This window comes from Hyphomicrobium sp. (assembly GCF_041659645.1).
In the GTDB taxonomy this organism is placed as follows: Bacteria; Pseudomonadota; Alphaproteobacteria; order Rhizobiales; family Hyphomicrobiaceae; genus Hyphomicrobium_B.
This window is the reverse complement of record NZ_JBAZXX010000001.1, coordinates 747,892-764,120: the sequence shown is the minus strand read 5'-3', so window position 1 is coordinate 764,120 and position 16,229 is coordinate 747,892. Positions and strand designations below refer to the sequence as shown.

Here is a 16,229-nt window from a genome sequence, read left to right as displayed (position 1 = left end):
ACCTCTCCCGATGGCGCCGGTTACGGCTATTGGGCGATCGTCACTTCGAAGGAGCGGCCGACGGTTTCGCCGCTCGCGAGCTTCGCCGAGACAGCGAACCGATCCGTTCCCTGCACCCCCTCCCGCGCTGTGTAGTAAACGCCCGTGCCCGTCGCTTTCTGGCCGAGGCATGTACCCTGCGCCGAGTATTGTATCGTCGTCTCCTGACCGGGAACGAACGTCACATCGCCCTTTGCCGGGGGCTGGGTAATCGTGATTTCAGGTGCCGCCAACGGCTCGCATTTGGCGCCGAGCCCGGCAAAGATGAAGACGCGCGCACGCCGTCCCGGCACCACGGGCGCTGACCTGACCGCCACATCGGATGGCTGCGCGCTGCTCGGCGACTGAAGTCCCGCGACGCCTGCCCCCTGCCCCGAGCATCCCGCGACACCGACAATGAACCCGCTCGCGATCGCCCCCAGAAGGTAGCGCAGCCAAGCGGCGCGGCCGCGAAATTTGCGGCTTATCTGGTCGTCCGAACCCGCCACCTGGTCGCCCAACTCCCATTTTCACCATCGAACCGCAGCCTCGGGTCCGGACGGCGCTTAGATAAAGCTGCTGGAGGTCGTGTGCAAACGTCTCGTCACGGGGCCGACGCCCAAGGACTTCTGACCGGCGGCAACAGGCGCACACGCCGGCATGAAAAGCATGACGGGCACCTCCTATTTGCAATAGCGCTCGAAGAGGTGCCCGGCCATCAAGCCTGTTGTTTGTGAAGACAAGCGCGAATGGCAGAACCTATTTGCCGACAAGATCCCCAAAAAACTGTAACCGCGGGAACAGAAAGCGAGCGCCGGAAGGCAGCCGCGAACCGCAGGCCCGCGCTATCCGCGCCGACATCGGCAACGCCTTATGACGGTTCACTTCCGCTTTTTGACCTCGCGGTTTGTGAATCGCGCATTGCCGAGCCCGGTCCCTATGGTCAAGACCGCCCAGCGCTCCCGCTCCTGCATACGGGGCAACTCGCTCAAACCTTGCACCACCGCATCGTTGTGCATGACGATCATCGTCTCGGAGCCGCCGATCTCCGGTATGCCGGCTTTGATGGCGCCGGGAAGGTGGAATCCGCGGCTTTCCCAATTGCCGGGCAGATTCTGTCCGCCCCGATCGATAGAGCCGTCCTCGCGAATGATCCCCGGACAGCCGATCCCGATCACCGGCGCAAGCGCGAATTTCTCTTTCTGGTTCCAGTGAATTTGCTGCTCAAGCATCCTTACGAGGTGAGCGACCGCTTCCGTGCGATTGGTTTCCGCTTCCGCGTGACACCAAATCTCCGAGTTAGCGACGTTGCTCTTCATAAGATCGGGCGATTTCTTGAGATTAAGCTGCACGGTCCCGACGCGAATATTCGTGCCCCCGATATCGACCGCAAGCATCGTGTCATGACCTTTGAGCATCCACGCCGGCAGCAAGTGCGCCGCGCCGATCAGACCGGCCTCATCCGGGTCGTTATGGATCATTTCGAGATCGACGTTGACGTCCTCGGCCTTCAGAAGAAGGAGCGTCCTCCCGATCACCAGTTCGCCGATGCGGCTACCGCGAAAACCTCCGCCGACGACGATGACTTCCGTATCGCGCCAATCTTTCGTCTTTAGAAAGCGGCTGATCACCGTCGCAAATTGCTGGGAAAATTCCTCAACCGCACTTTGCACCACGCCCGCCGCTTCCGGATCGCCCGTCTGAAGCTCATCCAGGAGATCCTGCTTCTTCAGGTTGTCGGTACTTTTATCGCCGAACGGATCCTCGCCGGTTTTCTTCAGCGGCTGGCGCCACTTCTCGACGATCTCCCAGAACGCCCCTTTACTCGCTTTGTCACCGATAAAACCATCACCGTCGCGAACTTCGAGGTTGTAGCTATCGACAGTCACGCTCGGCAAAACGGCGGCGCCATGAAACGGGAGATCGGATCTCGAAGACGTGGGCTTATCCATCCAGCGAGAGACGCAAACCGCGTGAATAAAGTTCCCATCGCGCGCAGCGGCCTGCGGACGGGGCGCGTCGCCGCCGTTCCCGGCCGGAACCCCTTTGACCGGGAATGCCGTGCAAAATGAACGCAGTCCTCCCGCCGCGCGGTGCTTTCCCAAATATGACAGTTGCGGCCGGATATCCGAGGTGATTTTTGGACTGTCGCGAGCCCGCTACGGCCGGTTACGGCGTCAACATTGGGTGCTCGCATGACACAAAAAATCTCGGGGTAAAGAGTTATGACATCGGAAAGCAACCTTGAAGAAGCCCGATCCGAGGCCCAGCTCATACTTGCTCTGCAAGACGAGGAGGTGGCCAAGATCTTCTTCCAGCAGACGATGCGGCGGAACCTCTCGCGCACCGTGCGCCACCTCGACAGGCTGGTGAAGAGTGGCGGCGATGATCGCAAGCTCGGTGAGAGTGCGCTTGAGAGATTGGGCTTTAGCGCGGAACATTGACGGGTCCGGCGCCCCTTTCGAACCTCGGAGGCAATGAATGCAAGACGAAGATGTCGTCGTCACTTCTCCCCTCAGCCGAGATTTCGTTCACGACGGCAAATACGTGAAGATAACTATTTATCGCGGTACCCGCAGCGACGACGACTGGATGCTCGAAGTCGTCGACGCCGATGGGCATTCCTACGTCTTCGATGAGATGTACGGAACCGATCAAGATGCCCTGGATGCTGCCGTCAGCCAGCTTCTCAACTCCTGACGACGTGCTGCGCCGGGGTTAATAAGGCGGCGCGCGCTTCGCCCGCTGCACCTTGGCCGCTTCCGTCCACCACGAGAGATCTTCGGCGAAGCGTGGAAATGCTCGCTCCAAGCCCTTACCCGCATCGCCTGTCGGCTCGCCGTCCGGGCCGAGCGTCTGTCCAATCGGGCCGACCGACAGGGTGCTCGAAATAACGATCATCCCCATTTCCGAAAGCGTCCCATGCCACGCAGTCGCCGACCGGGCTCCGGAAATGCGCCCGGCCGAATAGCTCGCGATCGCCGCCGGACGCCAGAACCACTCCTCCAGAAAATGATCGGTAAGATTTTTGAGACCGGGTTGAACGCCCCAATTGTATTCGCCAACCACGAATACGAAGGCATCCGCGGCCTTGATCTTCTGCGCCAGGGCTTCGAGCTCAGCCGGAGCGGTCCCCGGTTTATATTCCTTGTACATCCGGTCGAGCATGGGAAGGTTGACCACTTTTGCGTCGATGAACTCGACATCGAGATCTTTCTGCCGCAAACGGGATACGATGAAATCTGCCAGCCGGATGCCCATGCGGTCGCTGCGATAGGAGCCGTAAAAAACCAGGACTTTGTCGGACACGTTTGCTCTCCTTACATAGGGACGCGGCTTGAGGCATGGGAACGATTGAAATAGTAGATCTTTCTATGGCGAGCTTTCGTATCGTCCAAATGAAAATGCACCGGGTCCGAGATCGTTGCAAAATGTCCCATCCGGTATAGTGCCGCCGTTCAGTTAGGTTGCGATCACACATGACACCAGACACCACGCCCATTGTCGTGCGGCGGCGCGAGCAGATGTTCTTGCATCTGGAACAGCACGAAATTGATCGCGTGCGCCGGTTCGGCGAAATTGAATCCTTCGCTCCGGGCGAACACCTCGCTGAAGTCGGCAAAGTCGCGCACGGCCTGATGATCGTCTTGCGCGGTACCGTGGAGGTCACGCAGCGAGACAGTACGGGCGCCCGCAGGCTTATCGTCACCCACAGTCCGGGCTCGTTTATGGGCGAGCTTGCCCAACTCTCCGGCCGGCCCGCCCTCATCGATGCCGTTGCGAAAGAGCCGGTAGAAGCCCTGGTCATCGCCCCAGGTAAACTGCGCTCGTTGCTCATCGCGGAAGCCGAACTCGGCGAGAAGATCATGCGCGCACTGATCCTGCGGCGTGTCGGCTTGCTCGAAACCGGTGCGGGTGGTCCCATCATCGTCGGCCCGGCCGGGAACAGCGACGTGCTTCGCCTGCAGAATTTCTTGTCGCGCAACGGCCACCCGCATACCGACCTCGATCCGGAAACCGATGCCGAGGCGCGAACGCTGATCGAGCGCTTTAACGTCGAACCGTCTGCGCTGCCCATCGTACTGTGCCCAAGCGGCGATCTCCTTCAAAACCCGAGCGAGTTGAAGCTTGCGCGGTGCATTGGGCTCGCGCGCGCCATCGACGGCAATCGCCTTTACGACGTGGCAATCGTCGGCGCCGGTCCGGCCGGAATGGCGGCCGCCGTCTACGCTGCGTCGGAAGGACTGTCGGTTATTATCCTCGATTGCCGTTCGTTCGGCGGACAGGCGGGCGCTTCCTCGCGCATCGAAAACTATCTGGGCTTCCCGACCGGCATCACCGGCATGGCGTTGATGGCCCGCGCCTACAATCAGGCGCAAAAGTTCGGTGCCGAATTCGCCATTCCTTCGGAGGTCGCAAAACTCGAAACACATAAGAACGGTAGCGAAGAAAACTTCACACTGCGGCTGACCGACGGTCAAAGCGTTCGCACCCGAGCCGTCGTCGTCGCGAGCGGCGTCCGATATCGCCGCCTCGGCGTCGAGAATTTGGAAGACTTCGAAGGCAGCAGCGTCCACTACTGGGCATCCCCGCTCGAAGGAAAGTTGTGTTCACGCCAAGAGGTCGTATTGGTCGGCGCCGGAAACTCGGCCGGACAGGCGACGGTCTATCTCGCGGGCCGCGCGGAGAAGGTTTGGCTTCTCGCGCGCGGCGGCGACATCTCGCTGACCATGTCCCAATACCTCGTCGATCGCATCAAGGGCCTCTCCAACGTCGAGATTCAAACCAAGTCGGAGATCACCCGGCTTGAAGGTGGCGACGGCATTCTCGATACGATTTCCTGGCGCACCACTTCGGGAGATGTTGTCAGCCGCAAGATTCGGCATTTGTTTCTCTTCATCGGCGCCGACCCCGAAACCAATTGGCTTTCGGGAACCGGCGTGAAGCTCGACCCCAAGGGCTTCGTATTGACCGGTGTCGGCGCGGGCGAGGATTGCGCCTCGCTGGAATCGAGCGTGCCCGGCATTTTCGCCATCGGCGACGTTCGCGCCGGATCGATTAAGCGCGTCGCGGCCGGAGTCGGCGAAGGCGCGCAGGTCGTGGCCGCCCTTCATGCCTTCCTTGCATCTGTACACCCGGCCGTTCCGGCAACTTAGAAAACACAATGCTTCCACCGATCGGTCACATACGTCCGATCGAATGGCCTAGGCGACCGCGCGCGCCGCTCGGGATAGAATGACACCATCAGGAATGAGAGGGCTCGTATGGCGGTTTGGCGAATAGCGATTTTGGCGGCAGCATTGCCAGCCGCTTGGGCGGCTCCGTCTCGCGCCGACGAATGCGAGGCCGTGACAGCAAACCTCGGCGCCCAAGTTCCAAAGATAGCCGTCGCCGCGCGCACCGCGGAGGGGCAAGCCATCATCATTCAATTGAAACACCCCGATGCCGACGAACTCACGCTGAGCTGCGACAACACCGAGATAACTCGACAGGCAGAGGTCACCGCCAAGTGGAACTCGGCGTGGCCGCCGGCGCGCTTTTTCGATATTGTCGCTTCAGCCGGCGCCGTCGTCGTAGCAAATACCGAGGCCGCCGTCCGAAGCGGCGCCATCCTCTGCGCGCAAAGGGCTATGACGGCAGACGGGAACAGCGCGACTTTCGACGTCAACGGCGCACGTTTCGAATGCGTCACGACGACCGGCGTCAACGGATCGACGCGCATCCACATTTCGAAGCTCAACGATGCGCCACCGCAATAGAACATCCCGCAAAGCGACGCCTCGGTCTGGCGCTCAACTCTTGCATGTCGTCTTGCTTTGACCGCGCGTGAGCGTCGCGTCCCGGCCCTTGATCCAGAACTCGATTTCGCCCGCCGCGTATCGCCCGCCGTCGGCAGAAAGCACCTGCGGAAGCGTCACCTTCTCCTTCGATCCGTCGAACACGATGTCCGCCACCGCCGGAGACGCATGAAACGTTGCCGTCAGATCCGACTTGTCGGCGCACGCGTAGTGCACAGCCTCGACAGCGATCGCGGATGACGCGAGCCCCATCGAGACACAAAGTGCGCAGGCAATCCCAATGACGACTCTGATCATGACCGTTCGTACCTAAGAGCAGGGAGCTTCAGGGTTCGATATCTACGCTTACGATGGTGGAAAGTCTAACCGAAGAACAAACAGCCTGACGCCCCTGAGTTCGTCGAATACGCGCCCAACGGCATCGTCGCACCCAATGGCGATGTTCGCGTCATGCGCCCGATGCCACGCCGTCGAGCGTCGCGACGGCATCGTCCGGCAATTCCAACGCGCCAGCCGCCAAGTTCTCCCTGAGATGAGCAACCGACGATGTGCCGGGAATAAGAAGGATGTTCGGCGCGCGTTTGAGCAACCAAGCCAATGCCACCTGCATCGGCGTTGCGCTAAGATGTTGCGCGACCTCGGATAAGGTCGACGATTGCAATGGAGTGAACCCTCCAAGCGGAAAATACGGCACATAGGGAGTGCCATCACGGGCGAGATCGTCGATCAGGGCGTCATCCGCCCGATGCGCAAGATTGTAGTGGTTTTGCACGCAGACAATTTTGCATATGCTGCGTCCTTCCGCGATTTGATTGGGCGTGACGTTGCTCAGCCCGATGTGACGGATGAGGCCTTGCTGCTGTAGCTCGGCGAGAACGGTCAGCGGCTCCTCGATAGATCCCTCGGCCGGTCCGTGAATGTCGAAGAGGCTTCGAAAATTGACCACATCGAGCGCATCCAGACCGAGGTTACGAAGATTTGCGTGGACCGCTTCAATCAGTTCATCGCGGGAAAGCGCCGGTAGCCACGATCCATCCTCGCCGCGTCTGGCGCTGACTTTGGTAACGATGACCATATCGTCCGGGTAAGGATGCAGCGCCTCGCGGATCAGTTGGTTTGTAACATGTGGGCCGTAGAAATCGCTGGTGTCGATATGGTTCACGCCGGAAGCGACGGCCTCGCGCAGCACGGCTAACGCCGCATCATGATCCCTCGGTGGACCGAATACGCCCGGCCCCGCGAGTTGCATAGCGCCATAACCGATCCGCTTCACCGTGCGCTCGCCGAGAGCAAATGTCCCTGACTGGTCCTCACGCATCGCCAAGATTTCCCTTGATGAGTCTATCGTTGCCCCCGTCGGCGAACGCCTCACGTGTCTATACGTGAACAACGAGAATGGCAAAGAGCGGCGGCGTTACAGGAAAATTTCAAAATGGGTTCACGTAATTCGTTATCGCGATCATGCGCAGCATGACGCGACGTATGACGTGAGTGGAGGTGACGTGCTCCGTGAATATAGCCGCCGATCCGGTGCTTCCTGCCGGCAAATGGTGGGCAAGCGAGTCATCATCAAGTTTGATACGAACGATGAATGGAGCCGATTGGACGTCCGTCGGCATGACCGCCATACCAGATGTTTTCGTTTGGCCGGTCGCAACGGCCTGTAATATGGCTTCAACTTTTCCGGTGTAAATCTGGCCCGGAAGATATTTGAATGTCATCTCCACCGGCTGTCCTGCTTCGATATAGCGAGAATCGATTTGCGCAATCTCCGCGCCAATAATCGTCTCAGACGTATCTATGAACGCCATCACGGGAGAGAGCGGCAGCGACGTAACGCGTGCGCCCTTTCTGAGCGCTAAATTTGTTACGTAGCCATCGGCCGGTGCGCGCACCACGGTTTTATCGAGATTCCATCGCGCTGCGCGCAGTTGAGCCTTGAGCTGATCGACCTCCGCTTGCCGCTGCTCGACGTCGAATTGGCGCCCGGCCGCTCGGTTCGCAAGCTCTGTCATTTGTCCGAACCGGGTTTCGGAGAGCTTAAGCTGCGCATCGAGAGCGTCGACTTGAGCTTGGAATGGGATGGGATCGATGCGGAAAAGCACGTCGCCCGATTTGATCGGCACATTGGGCGAAGCGGGAACGTCGAGCACTTCGCCCGAGACATCCGGCACGATCTCGACAGAATGACGGACAACGAGAACAGGCCCGGAAGGCGCACCCCAACCCATCGGTATGAAAAGACCGATAAGGAGCACGAGTAAAACGATGATCGGAGAAATCTTCCAGAAAAGATTGAAGCGAACGATCTTGAACCAGACCAGCAAAAAGAGAACGAGCAGATAGACGCTGAACAGAAAAACGATCATGGCGCCGCCTCGCGCCTATAGGGAGCTGGGGCATCTACGAAAGCCCAGATCAGCGCGAGGGGCCAAAGCACGAAGCCGCAAATGAGCGTGATCCAACCGGCGACCTCCACCGCTTCGGCCCAAGGATGGTTACGCTTTTTCGCGATGTAGCCGGGCGCCATCCCAATAGCGACGAAGACGACAATCGCCGTGATCACCAGAAAGATGAGAATGAACCAGGCAAAAACATCGATGAATGACATGGCTTGGTGCTCCGACAATCCGGCGGATGTTTACACACGAACGCGCAGATCTATTCACTTCGATAAAATCACCTGGCTCTCGTTTCCCGTCGCGCACTCCTTGGCTATTGCCCACTCACCTGTGTTCATCATTCGGTTTTTCACTCGTGGCCATCGCCAGACCCGGCTCCCTCAGCGGCCGACCCGACGCGCTTTACCGCTGGCGGATTCCATTGGCCGGTAAGGGCTTCGGATTTCGGAGCATAGAGGCGCATGGTTAGGTTGAATGGACCCTTTGGAGCAGGCAGCCAATTTGCGTCCTTCCCCTCACCCGGACTCTCGCTCTGAAAATGGAGGTCGAGCGATCCGTCAGCATTCTTCTGGAACGGCATCCAACTACTGACCGCGAAGCGATTGAGACCGTTCGCCACCTGAAAACCTTCAGGGTCGTAAAGCGTGATCGACCAAAACGCGTCTACCGGAGGCGTCGCGTCCTTATCGAAGTGGATCGTGTACTTGTTGACGCCGTCGAGAGGTTTGCCGCTGTCGTCGGCGAGATTAAACGGATAGATGGCATCCTCGGGCACGTTCGCCCCGAGCCCGACTTGCGCGACGACCGCGCGCTTCAGATAGTAGTTGCCATAAACGCCCATTGTGTCCGTGTTCATCGACCAGCCGTTGGCCACACGAGCAAGCGTCGCTAATTTCCAAGTCATCAGCTTTTGCGCGTCCGCAGGTGCGGTCGCGAGTGCCTTCTGCACGGCAGGATCAAGGCTTCCGAAGTCGAAACTCTTGCCGGGCTCGATACCGATCCGCTTCATCTGCGCGATGATCGGCTGATCAGTGACATGAGGCGGATGAATCTTGAGGAGTTCGGCCGCCCGAGCAAAATATTTGTCTGCGGGCATACGATCGACTTGAAGCTTCGGGGGCGTTTTCATATCGATCGCCGGATCGATCTTCGCTTCGATTGGCTTCGGAGAGCTACCCCATTCGGACAACGGCGTGATCTTGTAACCAGCCTGGATCCTGCGCACGGCCTCGTAATCCGATGGGCCATCCGTCTTGGTGCGGCCGATGATCCAGACATATGGCGTCGGTGCATCGATGCGCGTGAATTCGGACGACACCGCTCCCGTCCAACCGGGGGGAACAATGACGAAATTGCCTGCTTGAGTTCCGGTTGTGCGCCAGCCGGGCGATGCGAATACGTCGGTCCACATATCGAGCATCGGCAGGAGGTAATAGCGGCCTCCCGTATCGGGAACCGAGATGACCACGGGCTCCTTGGTTAGATCCAGCCAACCGCTGGAATAAAGCGTATCGAAGTTCGGCCGCACGACGACCCGCATATCGGCCGTCGGGAACTCCGGGACATTGGCAAACCTGTTCATCGGCCCACCAATTTCCGATTTTCCGGCTTCGACGTTCGTGAGTTGCTGCCGCGTCAAGTCCAAGGTGACAAGCGGATAAAGATAAACATACGCATCCACGCCTATCGCGTGTGCTTCCGCGGCAGACATGCTTGATGCCGGCGCCGCGTCGGCGTTCCGTGTGGCGCCGGCCAGGAGAAAGAGAGCGGCTAGTCCATAAGTAGCCGTGCAAATCACGGTCCTCGAAAGTTTCTGCTTCACGAGCTTCACTCCTCCACAAGCGGCGGCCTCTTCACCGCATTGGTTCAATTCATCTTCTCGACGTCAGGAAGCACCCAAACCTTGTCGAAGAATTCCTTCTCCGGCCCGTAGAGACGGAACATCAGCTCGAACGCCCGCTGAGGATCGGTCGGCACCCAGTTCGATTCCTTGCCCGCCGGGGCCCTCGGCCCGAAGTAGACGTCGATCGAACCGTCGGTGTTCTTATGCAAATCGGGAATCTGCGACGACCGGCTCGCCCGCGTCATGTTGCGTATTAACGCGTGGGTCTTACGGTCGTAGGCGGTAACGGACCAGTACTGCTTGATCGGCACATTGGGCGGCACGCGCAGCTGATAGGTGTTGCCGCCGTCAAAAGAGGCGCCATCCTTGTCGCGAATGGAGATCAGGTAGAATTGGCCGGCGCCCAATCGTTTGATGCCGACAAAAGCATAGCTATAGACGAGGCCACGATCATCGGTTGGATAGGTATTCGGATCGGCGAAAGCATCGCCCGCTGCTTTGACGGAGTCCGGAGGCGCGGGAAACGTCCAGCGACTGGCCGTGGAGAAGAAAGGCGGTAGGCCGGCATCATATTTTTGTTCCAGCCACGCGCCGGCTTCGCGCACCCCCGAGTCAAGAGACTTCGTGGTTTCCTGAATAGGGCTGTACGGCTTGCCCTTCTCGATGCCAAGCGACTTGAGCTGATCGATCATCGCGCGGTCGCGTTGCAGCCAGGGTTCGCTCTGCACAATGCGGTCGAGATGCTGAAAGAAACTCGCATCGAAGCGGATCGTCGAATCGAAGATGACGTCCTTAGCATCGACGAAGACCGTCGCTGCCGGATTGGCCGCCTCCGCGAGCGGATAGACCTTCAACGTCTTGCCATAGGCGATGGCCTTCGCGACGTCGGCATCGCCATGACTTTTGAGATTCGCGCGGAACAGTATGTAACCGCCGAAGGTGTCGGATTGCAGCGTGGTGTAACCGGCGGGCCGCGGCCCTGCGTAGCCCGGTGGCAGGATCAAAAATTTCCCACCCGCGCCCTTGTCAACGCCGAGCAGCCCAGCGTCCTCCAACGGCATCTGCCAGACGGTGACGATGTTGCCATTGAACGATCCGCCCGGACCTGCGGCCGGCAGATCGAGAACGATCGGACCGTCTTTCGTGTTGAAAAACGCCATGAAGTAGAGCGCGTCTGGATTGGGCGTCAACGTCTGGTTATGCCAGTCGAGGGGACGGCCCCAGTACACGACTTGCCCGACCTTGGCGCTCGTCTTGTTGAGCATCTCCTGAAGCATCAGATCGTAATTGACCGCTGGCATACCCCAGATAACGGCCTCGACGGCGCGACGCTCGATGGCGCGGCGGGTAATATTTTCTGCGGAGAAATCTTGGGCCCGTGCATGGCTTTGCCAGAGCGTCGCCGACAGACACAGGCCGACCACAGCCAGGCTTGCGACGGAATACCGGTGCCGCTTGAGGACGGCTATCATCGGGGCACCTCCTTCTGAGGCGGAAATATCGTCTTCCAATCCGCTTTCATATCGACCACTGTCCAGCCCTTGGATGTCGCTTCGTCGAGCGCTTTGTCGAGCTTGCCGATGCGCGAGTCGCGGTCGTAGGCGTATTCACGCTCCGCGTCGGTGTGATGCACGAGGCCCATGAACTGCAGATCATCTCCGGATGCTGTCCACTCAAGCATCTGCTGGTCGCCATCGGAATTGCCGAAGGCGAAAATCGGACGACGGCCGATAAAGCGATTGATGCCGACGGGCTTACCGGGACCGTCATCTATGAATGCGACTTTCGCTTCCTTGATGAGTTGTGCTTTGCCGTCCGCCCCCAACTCGAACTTGACGACCCCCGACGAGCCGACGACTTGTTCAGGCGGAATTCCGTAAGCGCGTTCGGCGAAGCAACGCATAAACTCGACACCACCGCCCGAAACGATGAAGGTTTTAAAGCCGTTCGCTCGCAGATATTCGAGCAACTCCAGCATCGGTTGATAGACGAGTTCTGTATAAAGACGCTTGAATCGGGGATGTTTGGCCGTCTTCAACCATCCATCAACGAGTGCGTTGAAAGCGTCGGTCGACATTCCGGCATGCGTCGCAGCGACGATATCGAGCAGTCCTTTCTCACCAGACGCCGCCAATTCCTTTCGATCACCGTCGAGCACGGCCTTGAAAGGTTGTTCGTTTGCCCACTGCGGATGAGACGGCGCCATGGACTTGATCATGTCCATCGCGAACGCGAGTTGGAAGTAAATCGGTTGCTCGGCCCACAGCGTGCCATCGTTATCGAAGACGGCGATACGCCGTTCCTGTGGCACGAAATCTGGCTCGCCGATCTTCGTCACCTTAGCGACGAAGCTGACGATGCTTTGCTTTGCAGGGCCTTCGTTCCAGGACGGCAGTGGATCAGACTGAGCAACGGACTGCGAGGGCGGAAACGCAAGCGACATTATGGCGATCAGGGCCGAGAGGAGGCCGCACCACCGAATTGAGGCACCATCGCTCAACATTTCCGCCTCGCTGGATTACTGCATGCCCCGTTGCTGCAGCTGGTCGTCGATCATCTGGTTCAAGTGGCCGCGAATCCGGTCGAGGTCTAACGACTTCTTGAACGTCTCCCTGCGTTTGATGTCGTCCATTTCTTCGCTCAGGATATTCGCGGGATTGAAGCTCGGCGGGAACGAACGAGGCGGAAAGTCCTTGAATGTCGACGCAAACTGAAAGACGTCGTCCATCACCCCGTACATCAGTTGGACGTGATCCAGTTGCCAATCCCAGAAGGTATTGGATGTAATGTCGGCGCGCTCGAACGGATCCTGGAAAAGGTTGAATATCTTCTGCAGTCGCAGAGTCGTGAACGGCTCGGCCCAGACCTCCATTGTTCCCGGAGAACGCTGCTCGGAAAAGACGTACTTATAGTCGCCCTGTCGAAAGTTTATGAGCAACCCGTCGTCGCTAGAATAGAAGAAATTGTTGCGGGCGCTTTTGGTGCCGTTGTTATTCGCGGCACTGCCACTTACAGTCTTCAGGAACGCGGATTGATCGTAGCCGTCGAGATGAACCTTGTAGTTGATCCCGTTCGCCGTGTATCCGGCTTTAAGTTTGTTGACGATGTCCGGCTCGCCGGCGATTGAGCACAGCGTCGGAATCCAGTCGTTGTGACTCATCAATTCGTTGGAGACCGTGCCCGGCTTTATATTGCCGGGCCAGCGAACCAGGCAGGGCACGCGGAACGCGCCCTCCCAGTTGGTATTCTTCTCAGACCGGAACCAAGTCATGGCGCCGTCCGGCCACGTATTCATATGTGGACCGTTGTCGCTCGAATAAACGACGATGGTATTGTCCGCGATGCCTATGTCGTCGAGTGCTTTGAGCAACGTGCCGACGGTATCGTCGTGCTCCATCATGCCGTCGATGTACTGGCTATCGCCGTGCGTATAGCGACCGCGATGACTTGCGCGAACATGGGTCCGTAAGTGCATCCGGGTGCCGTTGAACCAGCAGAAGAACGGCTTTCCCGCTGCGTTCTGCCGCTTCATGTAGTCGATAGCAGCGGCGGAGGTCTCATCGTCGATCGTCTCCATGCGCTTCTTCGTGAGCGCTCCCGTGTCCTCGATCGTCTGCTTGCCGACCTTCCCAAAACGCGGGTCAACCGTGGGATCATCAACGTCGGTTGCCTTGCATTTGAGCACTCCGCGCGGTCCAAACTTCGCGAGGTACGCAGGGTCCTTCGGATAGTCAGGAAGTTCCGGCTCTTCCTCGGCGTTGAGATGGTAAAGGTTGCCAAAGAACTCATCGAAACCGTTCACCGTGGGCAGCGACGGGTTGCGATCGCCGACGTGGTTCTTACCAAATTGCCCTGTGCCGTAGCCGAGGTTCTTGAGCAGACCGCCGATCGACGGGTCAAGCTGGCTCATACCCATGGGCGCACCGGGAAATCCGACCTTGCTAAGCCCGCTACGCATGATGTGTTGGCCGGTGAGGAACGCCGAGCGACCCGCCGTGCAGGATTGCTCGCCGTAGTAATGCTGAAACTTGAGACCCTCCTTCGCGATGCGGTCGATGTTCGGAGTCTCGTAACCCATCAGGCCATTCGAATAGGCGCTGAGGTTCGCGATGCCAATGTCGTCACCCCAAATCACAAGAATATTTGGCTTACCCCCCGCGGACGGAGTTGCTGCCGTCCTCGCCGGTTGCGTTTCTTGCGCCGTCGCACGTGCGTTGAGCGCGGTCGACAAAGCGAGCAGAGATGCGCCGCTTCTCAGAATATTTCTGCGATCGAGCACACAATGCGATTCGGTCTTGTCCTGAGGGTCCTTCGGGGCGGACGTCATGAGAGATTTCCTTTCGTTACGCGTACTCCCCCCAAGATGCCCCTCGGCATTTGATTGAGGCCGCGCGCGTGACACGCGCGGCCGTGTGTGGGATGCCCCGTAAATTTTCAGCCGCAGTTCGCGTAGTATCTGTCGCGCCAATAGCCGCTTCCGGTCGCGTGCCACCGGTTCCAGTAGTAGCTGCATGAGTTCGATGCAGCGCCGACCGCGACGCCGGTTGCAACCGCACCGGCGACCCAAACGCCGTTGACCCAGCGGCCGCGACGATAACCTCGTCGATAGACGCGATTTGCCACCCGCGCCCGGTTATTGTACCTCACGTTGTGTCCCGCGACGTGGGCCCTCGCGTGCGGATGAGCGAACCTGCGAGCGTCCGCTTGCGTCGCGACGCAAGACATGCCGATAAGGAGAGTTATCAGACCGGCAATAACGGACAGCGATAATGTCTTCATTTCAGCCTCCTTCGTTGTTTTGCTTCTTCTTTTATTTTCGAACGACGCAGCGAAATCCGACGTGACTTGCCGACGTATCTATAGGCTCGGGATGCCGTGCAGCAGGCCGATAGCGACGGCAATAATTCGGCGCGCAAAGATGCGAGCCACCTTTCAAGACTTTTCGTGGAATACGGATGTGCGGCTGTTGCGGGTCAAAGCTCTTGTCTTGACTCGGACCACGAGGATTTTCCGGAATGCAGCAGGCCTTTGCCGCATCCGCCGGGTGCTTCGGCGCATACCAATCTGTCGTCCATTCCCAGACGTTCCCTATCATGTCGTAAAGACCGTAGCCGTTCGATGGAAATGCCTTTACCGGCGACGTTCGCTCGAAACCGTCGAGGGCTAGATTTTCATTTGGGAAGCTTCCCTGCCACGTGTTGGCCATATGCCGACCGTTTGGCGTCAGCTCATCACCCCAGGCGTATTCTGCTCCCTCGAGTCCTCCGCGTGCGGCGAACTCCCACTCGGCTTCTGTCGGCAATTCTTTGCCGGCCCACTTGGCGTAGGCCTCGGCGTCTCTGTACGCGACATGCACGACGGGATGATCTTCGATCCCCTTCGTCCAGCTACCCTTCCCTGCCGGATGGCGCCAGTCGGCGCCGAAACGGAATTCCCACCATTGGCTCCAGTTGCTCAACCCCACCGGATGCTTCGGCGGATGAAAGACAAGAGACCCTGCCTTCAACATGTGAGGCAGGGCGCCGGGATAGTCTTCCGCCTTGGGCACTATCTCAGCAAACGTCTTGTATCCCGTCTCTTCGATGAACCTGCGAAACTGCGCGTTGGTCACTGGCGCTTCGTCGATCCAGAAGTCATCCACCGCAACACGATGAACAGGTGCCTCTTCGGGATAATGCTGGTCCGACCCCATCGCGAACATGCCGCCCGGAATGAAAATCATGCCGTCGTTACGAGGCCGGGACATAGCCTGCCTGGCAAGAACCTCGGGATCTACGCTATCGAACACCATTTCACCTACCGACCGGTTGACGAATTGAACCCTCGCTTAAGATGCACGTCGATGGACTTCGGCTATCTCGGTAAAAATTTAGAATGGTAGCGCTACGTTCGATCTCGCCGCTGCCAGAAAGAATGATGCGCGTGGCCTTGGCCGAACGCTCGCAGGATTGCGTGAGAGCACGCACAAAATTATTTCAGTTCGCATCTTCGGACACGCACCGATAATTTTTAAGCATTGAAGAAGCTTTGATAAATGGGAAACCCGGAGAATCGATTCAAATATTCGATTCAATGAAACCATATCAGCTAACCGCATCTCCAGCCTCATCTCTGGATCTGTAGTAGCCCTGCCCGTCCCAAACCACAGTCTGACGAGCACCAAACTTA

At 58.6% G+C, this 16,229-nt stretch carries 17 protein-coding genes; 4 read left to right on the top strand and 13 right to left on the bottom strand.

Annotated features, from left to right (window positions below):
* Positions 1-26: 26 nt before the first annotated feature.
* Positions 27-527: a hypothetical protein gene (locus WC811_RS03490; RefSeq protein WP_372641015.1), complete on the bottom strand. Its 501-nt coding sequence runs from the start codon at positions 525-527 to the stop codon at positions 27-29.
* A gap of 372 nt (positions 528-899) precedes the next feature.
* Positions 900-1,970 (bottom strand): ROK family protein, encoded by a 1,071-nt coding sequence (locus tag WC811_RS03485; protein ID WP_372641013.1) that lies wholly within the window; start codon positions 1,968-1,970, stop codon positions 900-902.
* Between the two features lie 273 nt (positions 1,971-2,243).
* Between WC811_RS03485 and WC811_RS03480 the strand changes: the two genes are divergently transcribed.
* Together WC811_RS03480 and WC811_RS03475 are read left to right on the top strand one after the other, a co-directional pair.
* The gene (locus WC811_RS03480; protein ID WP_372641011.1) at positions 2,244-2,462 is read left to right on the top strand and encodes a hypothetical protein; all 219 of its coding nucleotides are present in this window, start codon (positions 2,244-2,246) and stop codon (positions 2,460-2,462) included.
* A gap of 37 nt (positions 2,463-2,499) precedes the next feature.
* Positions 2,500-2,718 carry a hypothetical protein gene (locus WC811_RS03475; protein WP_372641009.1) on the top strand — a complete coding sequence of 73 codons (219 nt, stop codon included), beginning with the start codon at positions 2,500-2,502 and terminating at the stop codon, positions 2,716-2,718.
* A gap of 18 nt (positions 2,719-2,736) precedes the next feature.
* Here WC811_RS03475 and WC811_RS03470 read toward each other — a convergent pair whose 3' ends face one another.
* Entirely contained in the window at positions 2,737-3,327 is a 591-nt protein-coding gene (locus tag WC811_RS03470; protein ID WP_372641007.1) for an NADPH-dependent FMN reductase, read from the bottom strand.
* 170 nt (positions 3,328-3,497) lie between these two features.
* Between WC811_RS03470 and WC811_RS03465 the strand changes: the two genes are divergently transcribed.
* On the top strand, positions 3,498-5,174 hold the full coding sequence (locus WC811_RS03465) for an FAD-dependent oxidoreductase (RefSeq protein ID WP_372641005.1): 1,677 nt from the start codon (positions 3,498-3,500) through the stop codon (positions 5,172-5,174).
* Positions 5,175-5,282: 108 nt separating this feature from the next.
* Positions 5,283-5,777, top strand: coding sequence for a hypothetical protein (locus tag WC811_RS03460; RefSeq protein ID WP_372641003.1), 495 nt, complete (start codon positions 5,283-5,285; stop codon positions 5,775-5,777).
* Positions 5,778-5,810: 33 nt separating this feature from the next.
* Here WC811_RS03460 and WC811_RS03455 read toward each other — a convergent pair whose 3' ends face one another.
* From WC811_RS03455 to WC811_RS03410, 10 genes are all read right to left on the bottom strand, one after another.
* Positions 5,811-6,113 carry an MliC family protein gene (locus WC811_RS03455; protein ID WP_372641001.1) on the bottom strand — a complete coding sequence of 101 codons (303 nt, stop codon included), beginning with the start codon at positions 6,111-6,113 and terminating at the stop codon, positions 5,811-5,813.
* A 151-nt stretch (positions 6,114-6,264) separates the two neighbouring features.
* On the bottom strand, positions 6,265-7,134 hold the full coding sequence (locus WC811_RS03450; protein ID WP_372640999.1) for an aldo/keto reductase family oxidoreductase: 870 nt from the start codon (positions 7,132-7,134) through the stop codon (positions 6,265-6,267).
* 109 nt (positions 7,135-7,243) lie between these two features.
* Complete coding sequence (locus WC811_RS03445) at positions 7,244-8,185, bottom strand: HlyD family secretion protein (protein ID WP_372640997.1); 942 nt, start codon at positions 8,183-8,185, stop codon at positions 7,244-7,246.
* Positions 8,182-8,427 carry a DUF3302 domain-containing protein gene (locus WC811_RS03440; protein ID WP_372640995.1) on the bottom strand — a complete coding sequence of 82 codons (246 nt, stop codon included), beginning with the start codon at positions 8,425-8,427 and terminating at the stop codon, positions 8,182-8,184. The genes WC811_RS03445 and WC811_RS03440 overlap by 4 nt, the downstream gene beginning before the upstream one ends.
* Before the next feature lie 140 nt (positions 8,428-8,567).
* Positions 8,568-9,929, bottom strand: a complete 1,362-nt coding sequence (locus WC811_RS03435) for a DUF1254 domain-containing protein (protein ID WP_372641748.1) — start codon at positions 9,927-9,929, stop codon at positions 8,568-8,570.
* 155 nt (positions 9,930-10,084) lie between these two features.
* Positions 10,085-11,533: a DUF1254 domain-containing protein gene (locus WC811_RS03430; protein ID WP_372640993.1), complete on the bottom strand. Its 1,449-nt coding sequence runs from the start codon at positions 11,531-11,533 to the stop codon at positions 10,085-10,087.
* Positions 11,530-12,564: an HAD family hydrolase gene (locus tag WC811_RS03425; protein ID WP_372640991.1), complete on the bottom strand. Its 1,035-nt coding sequence runs from the start codon at positions 12,562-12,564 to the stop codon at positions 11,530-11,532. The genes WC811_RS03430 and WC811_RS03425 overlap by 4 nt, the downstream gene beginning before the upstream one ends.
* 15 nt (positions 12,565-12,579) lie before the next feature.
* A complete protein-coding gene (locus tag WC811_RS03420; protein WP_372640989.1) occupies positions 12,580-14,388 on the bottom strand; it encodes an arylsulfatase in 1,809 nt (602 codons plus the stop codon).
* Positions 14,389-14,495: 107 nt separating this feature from the next.
* Complete coding sequence (locus tag WC811_RS03415) at positions 14,496-14,840, bottom strand: hypothetical protein (RefSeq protein ID WP_372640987.1); 345 nt, start codon at positions 14,838-14,840, stop codon at positions 14,496-14,498.
* 31 nt (positions 14,841-14,871) lie between these two features.
* Entirely contained in the window at positions 14,872-15,807 is a 936-nt protein-coding gene (locus tag WC811_RS03410) for a formylglycine-generating enzyme family protein (RefSeq protein WP_372641746.1), read from the bottom strand.
* Between the last annotated feature and the right edge of the window lie 422 nt (positions 15,808-16,229).

Bases quoted from the DNA above. Each gene is read 5' to 3' on its own strand.
- WC811_RS03460 (WP_372641003.1), top strand. From the start codon at position 5,283: ATGGCGGTTTGGCGAATAGCGATTTTGGCGGCAGCATTGCCAGCCGCT.
- WC811_RS03480 (WP_372641011.1), top strand. From the start codon at position 2,244: ATGACATCGGAAAGCAACCTTGAAGAAGCCCGATCCGAGGCCCAGCTC.
- WC811_RS03485 (WP_372641013.1), bottom strand. From the start codon at position 1,970: ATGGATAAGCCCACGTCTTCGAGATCCGATCTCCCGTTTCATGGCGCC.
- WC811_RS03420 (WP_372640989.1), bottom strand. From the start codon at position 14,388: ATGACGTCCGCCCCGAAGGACCCTCAGGACAAGACCGAATCGCATTGT.
- WC811_RS03435 (WP_372641748.1), bottom strand. From the start codon at position 9,929: ATGTCTGCCGCGGAAGCACACGCGATAGGCGTGGATGCGTATGTTTAT.
- WC811_RS03415 (WP_372640987.1), bottom strand. From the start codon at position 14,840: ATGAAGACATTATCGCTGTCCGTTATTGCCGGTCTGATAACTCTCCTT.
- WC811_RS03465 (WP_372641005.1), top strand. From the start codon at position 3,498: ATGACACCAGACACCACGCCCATTGTCGTGCGGCGGCGCGAGCAGATG.
- WC811_RS03410 (WP_372641746.1), bottom strand. From the start codon at position 15,807: ATGTCCCGGCCTCGTAACGACGGCATGATTTTCATTCCGGGCGGCATG.
- WC811_RS03430 (WP_372640993.1), bottom strand. From the start codon at position 11,533: ATGATAGCCGTCCTCAAGCGGCACCGGTATTCCGTCGCAAGCCTGGCT.
- WC811_RS03475 (WP_372641009.1), top strand. From the start codon at position 2,500: ATGCAAGACGAAGATGTCGTCGTCACTTCTCCCCTCAGCCGAGATTTC.
- WC811_RS03425 (WP_372640991.1), bottom strand. From the start codon at position 12,564: ATGTTGAGCGATGGTGCCTCAATTCGGTGGTGCGGCCTCCTCTCGGCC.
- WC811_RS03455 (WP_372641001.1), bottom strand. From the start codon at position 6,113: ATGATCAGAGTCGTCATTGGGATTGCCTGCGCACTTTGTGTCTCGATG.
- WC811_RS03445 (WP_372640997.1), bottom strand. From the start codon at position 8,185: ATGATCGTTTTTCTGTTCAGCGTCTATCTGCTCGTTCTCTTTTTGCTG.
- WC811_RS03440 (WP_372640995.1), bottom strand. From the start codon at position 8,427: ATGTCATTCATCGATGTTTTTGCCTGGTTCATTCTCATCTTTCTGGTG.
- WC811_RS03450 (WP_372640999.1), bottom strand. From the start codon at position 7,134: ATGCGTGAGGACCAGTCAGGGACATTTGCTCTCGGCGAGCGCACGGTG.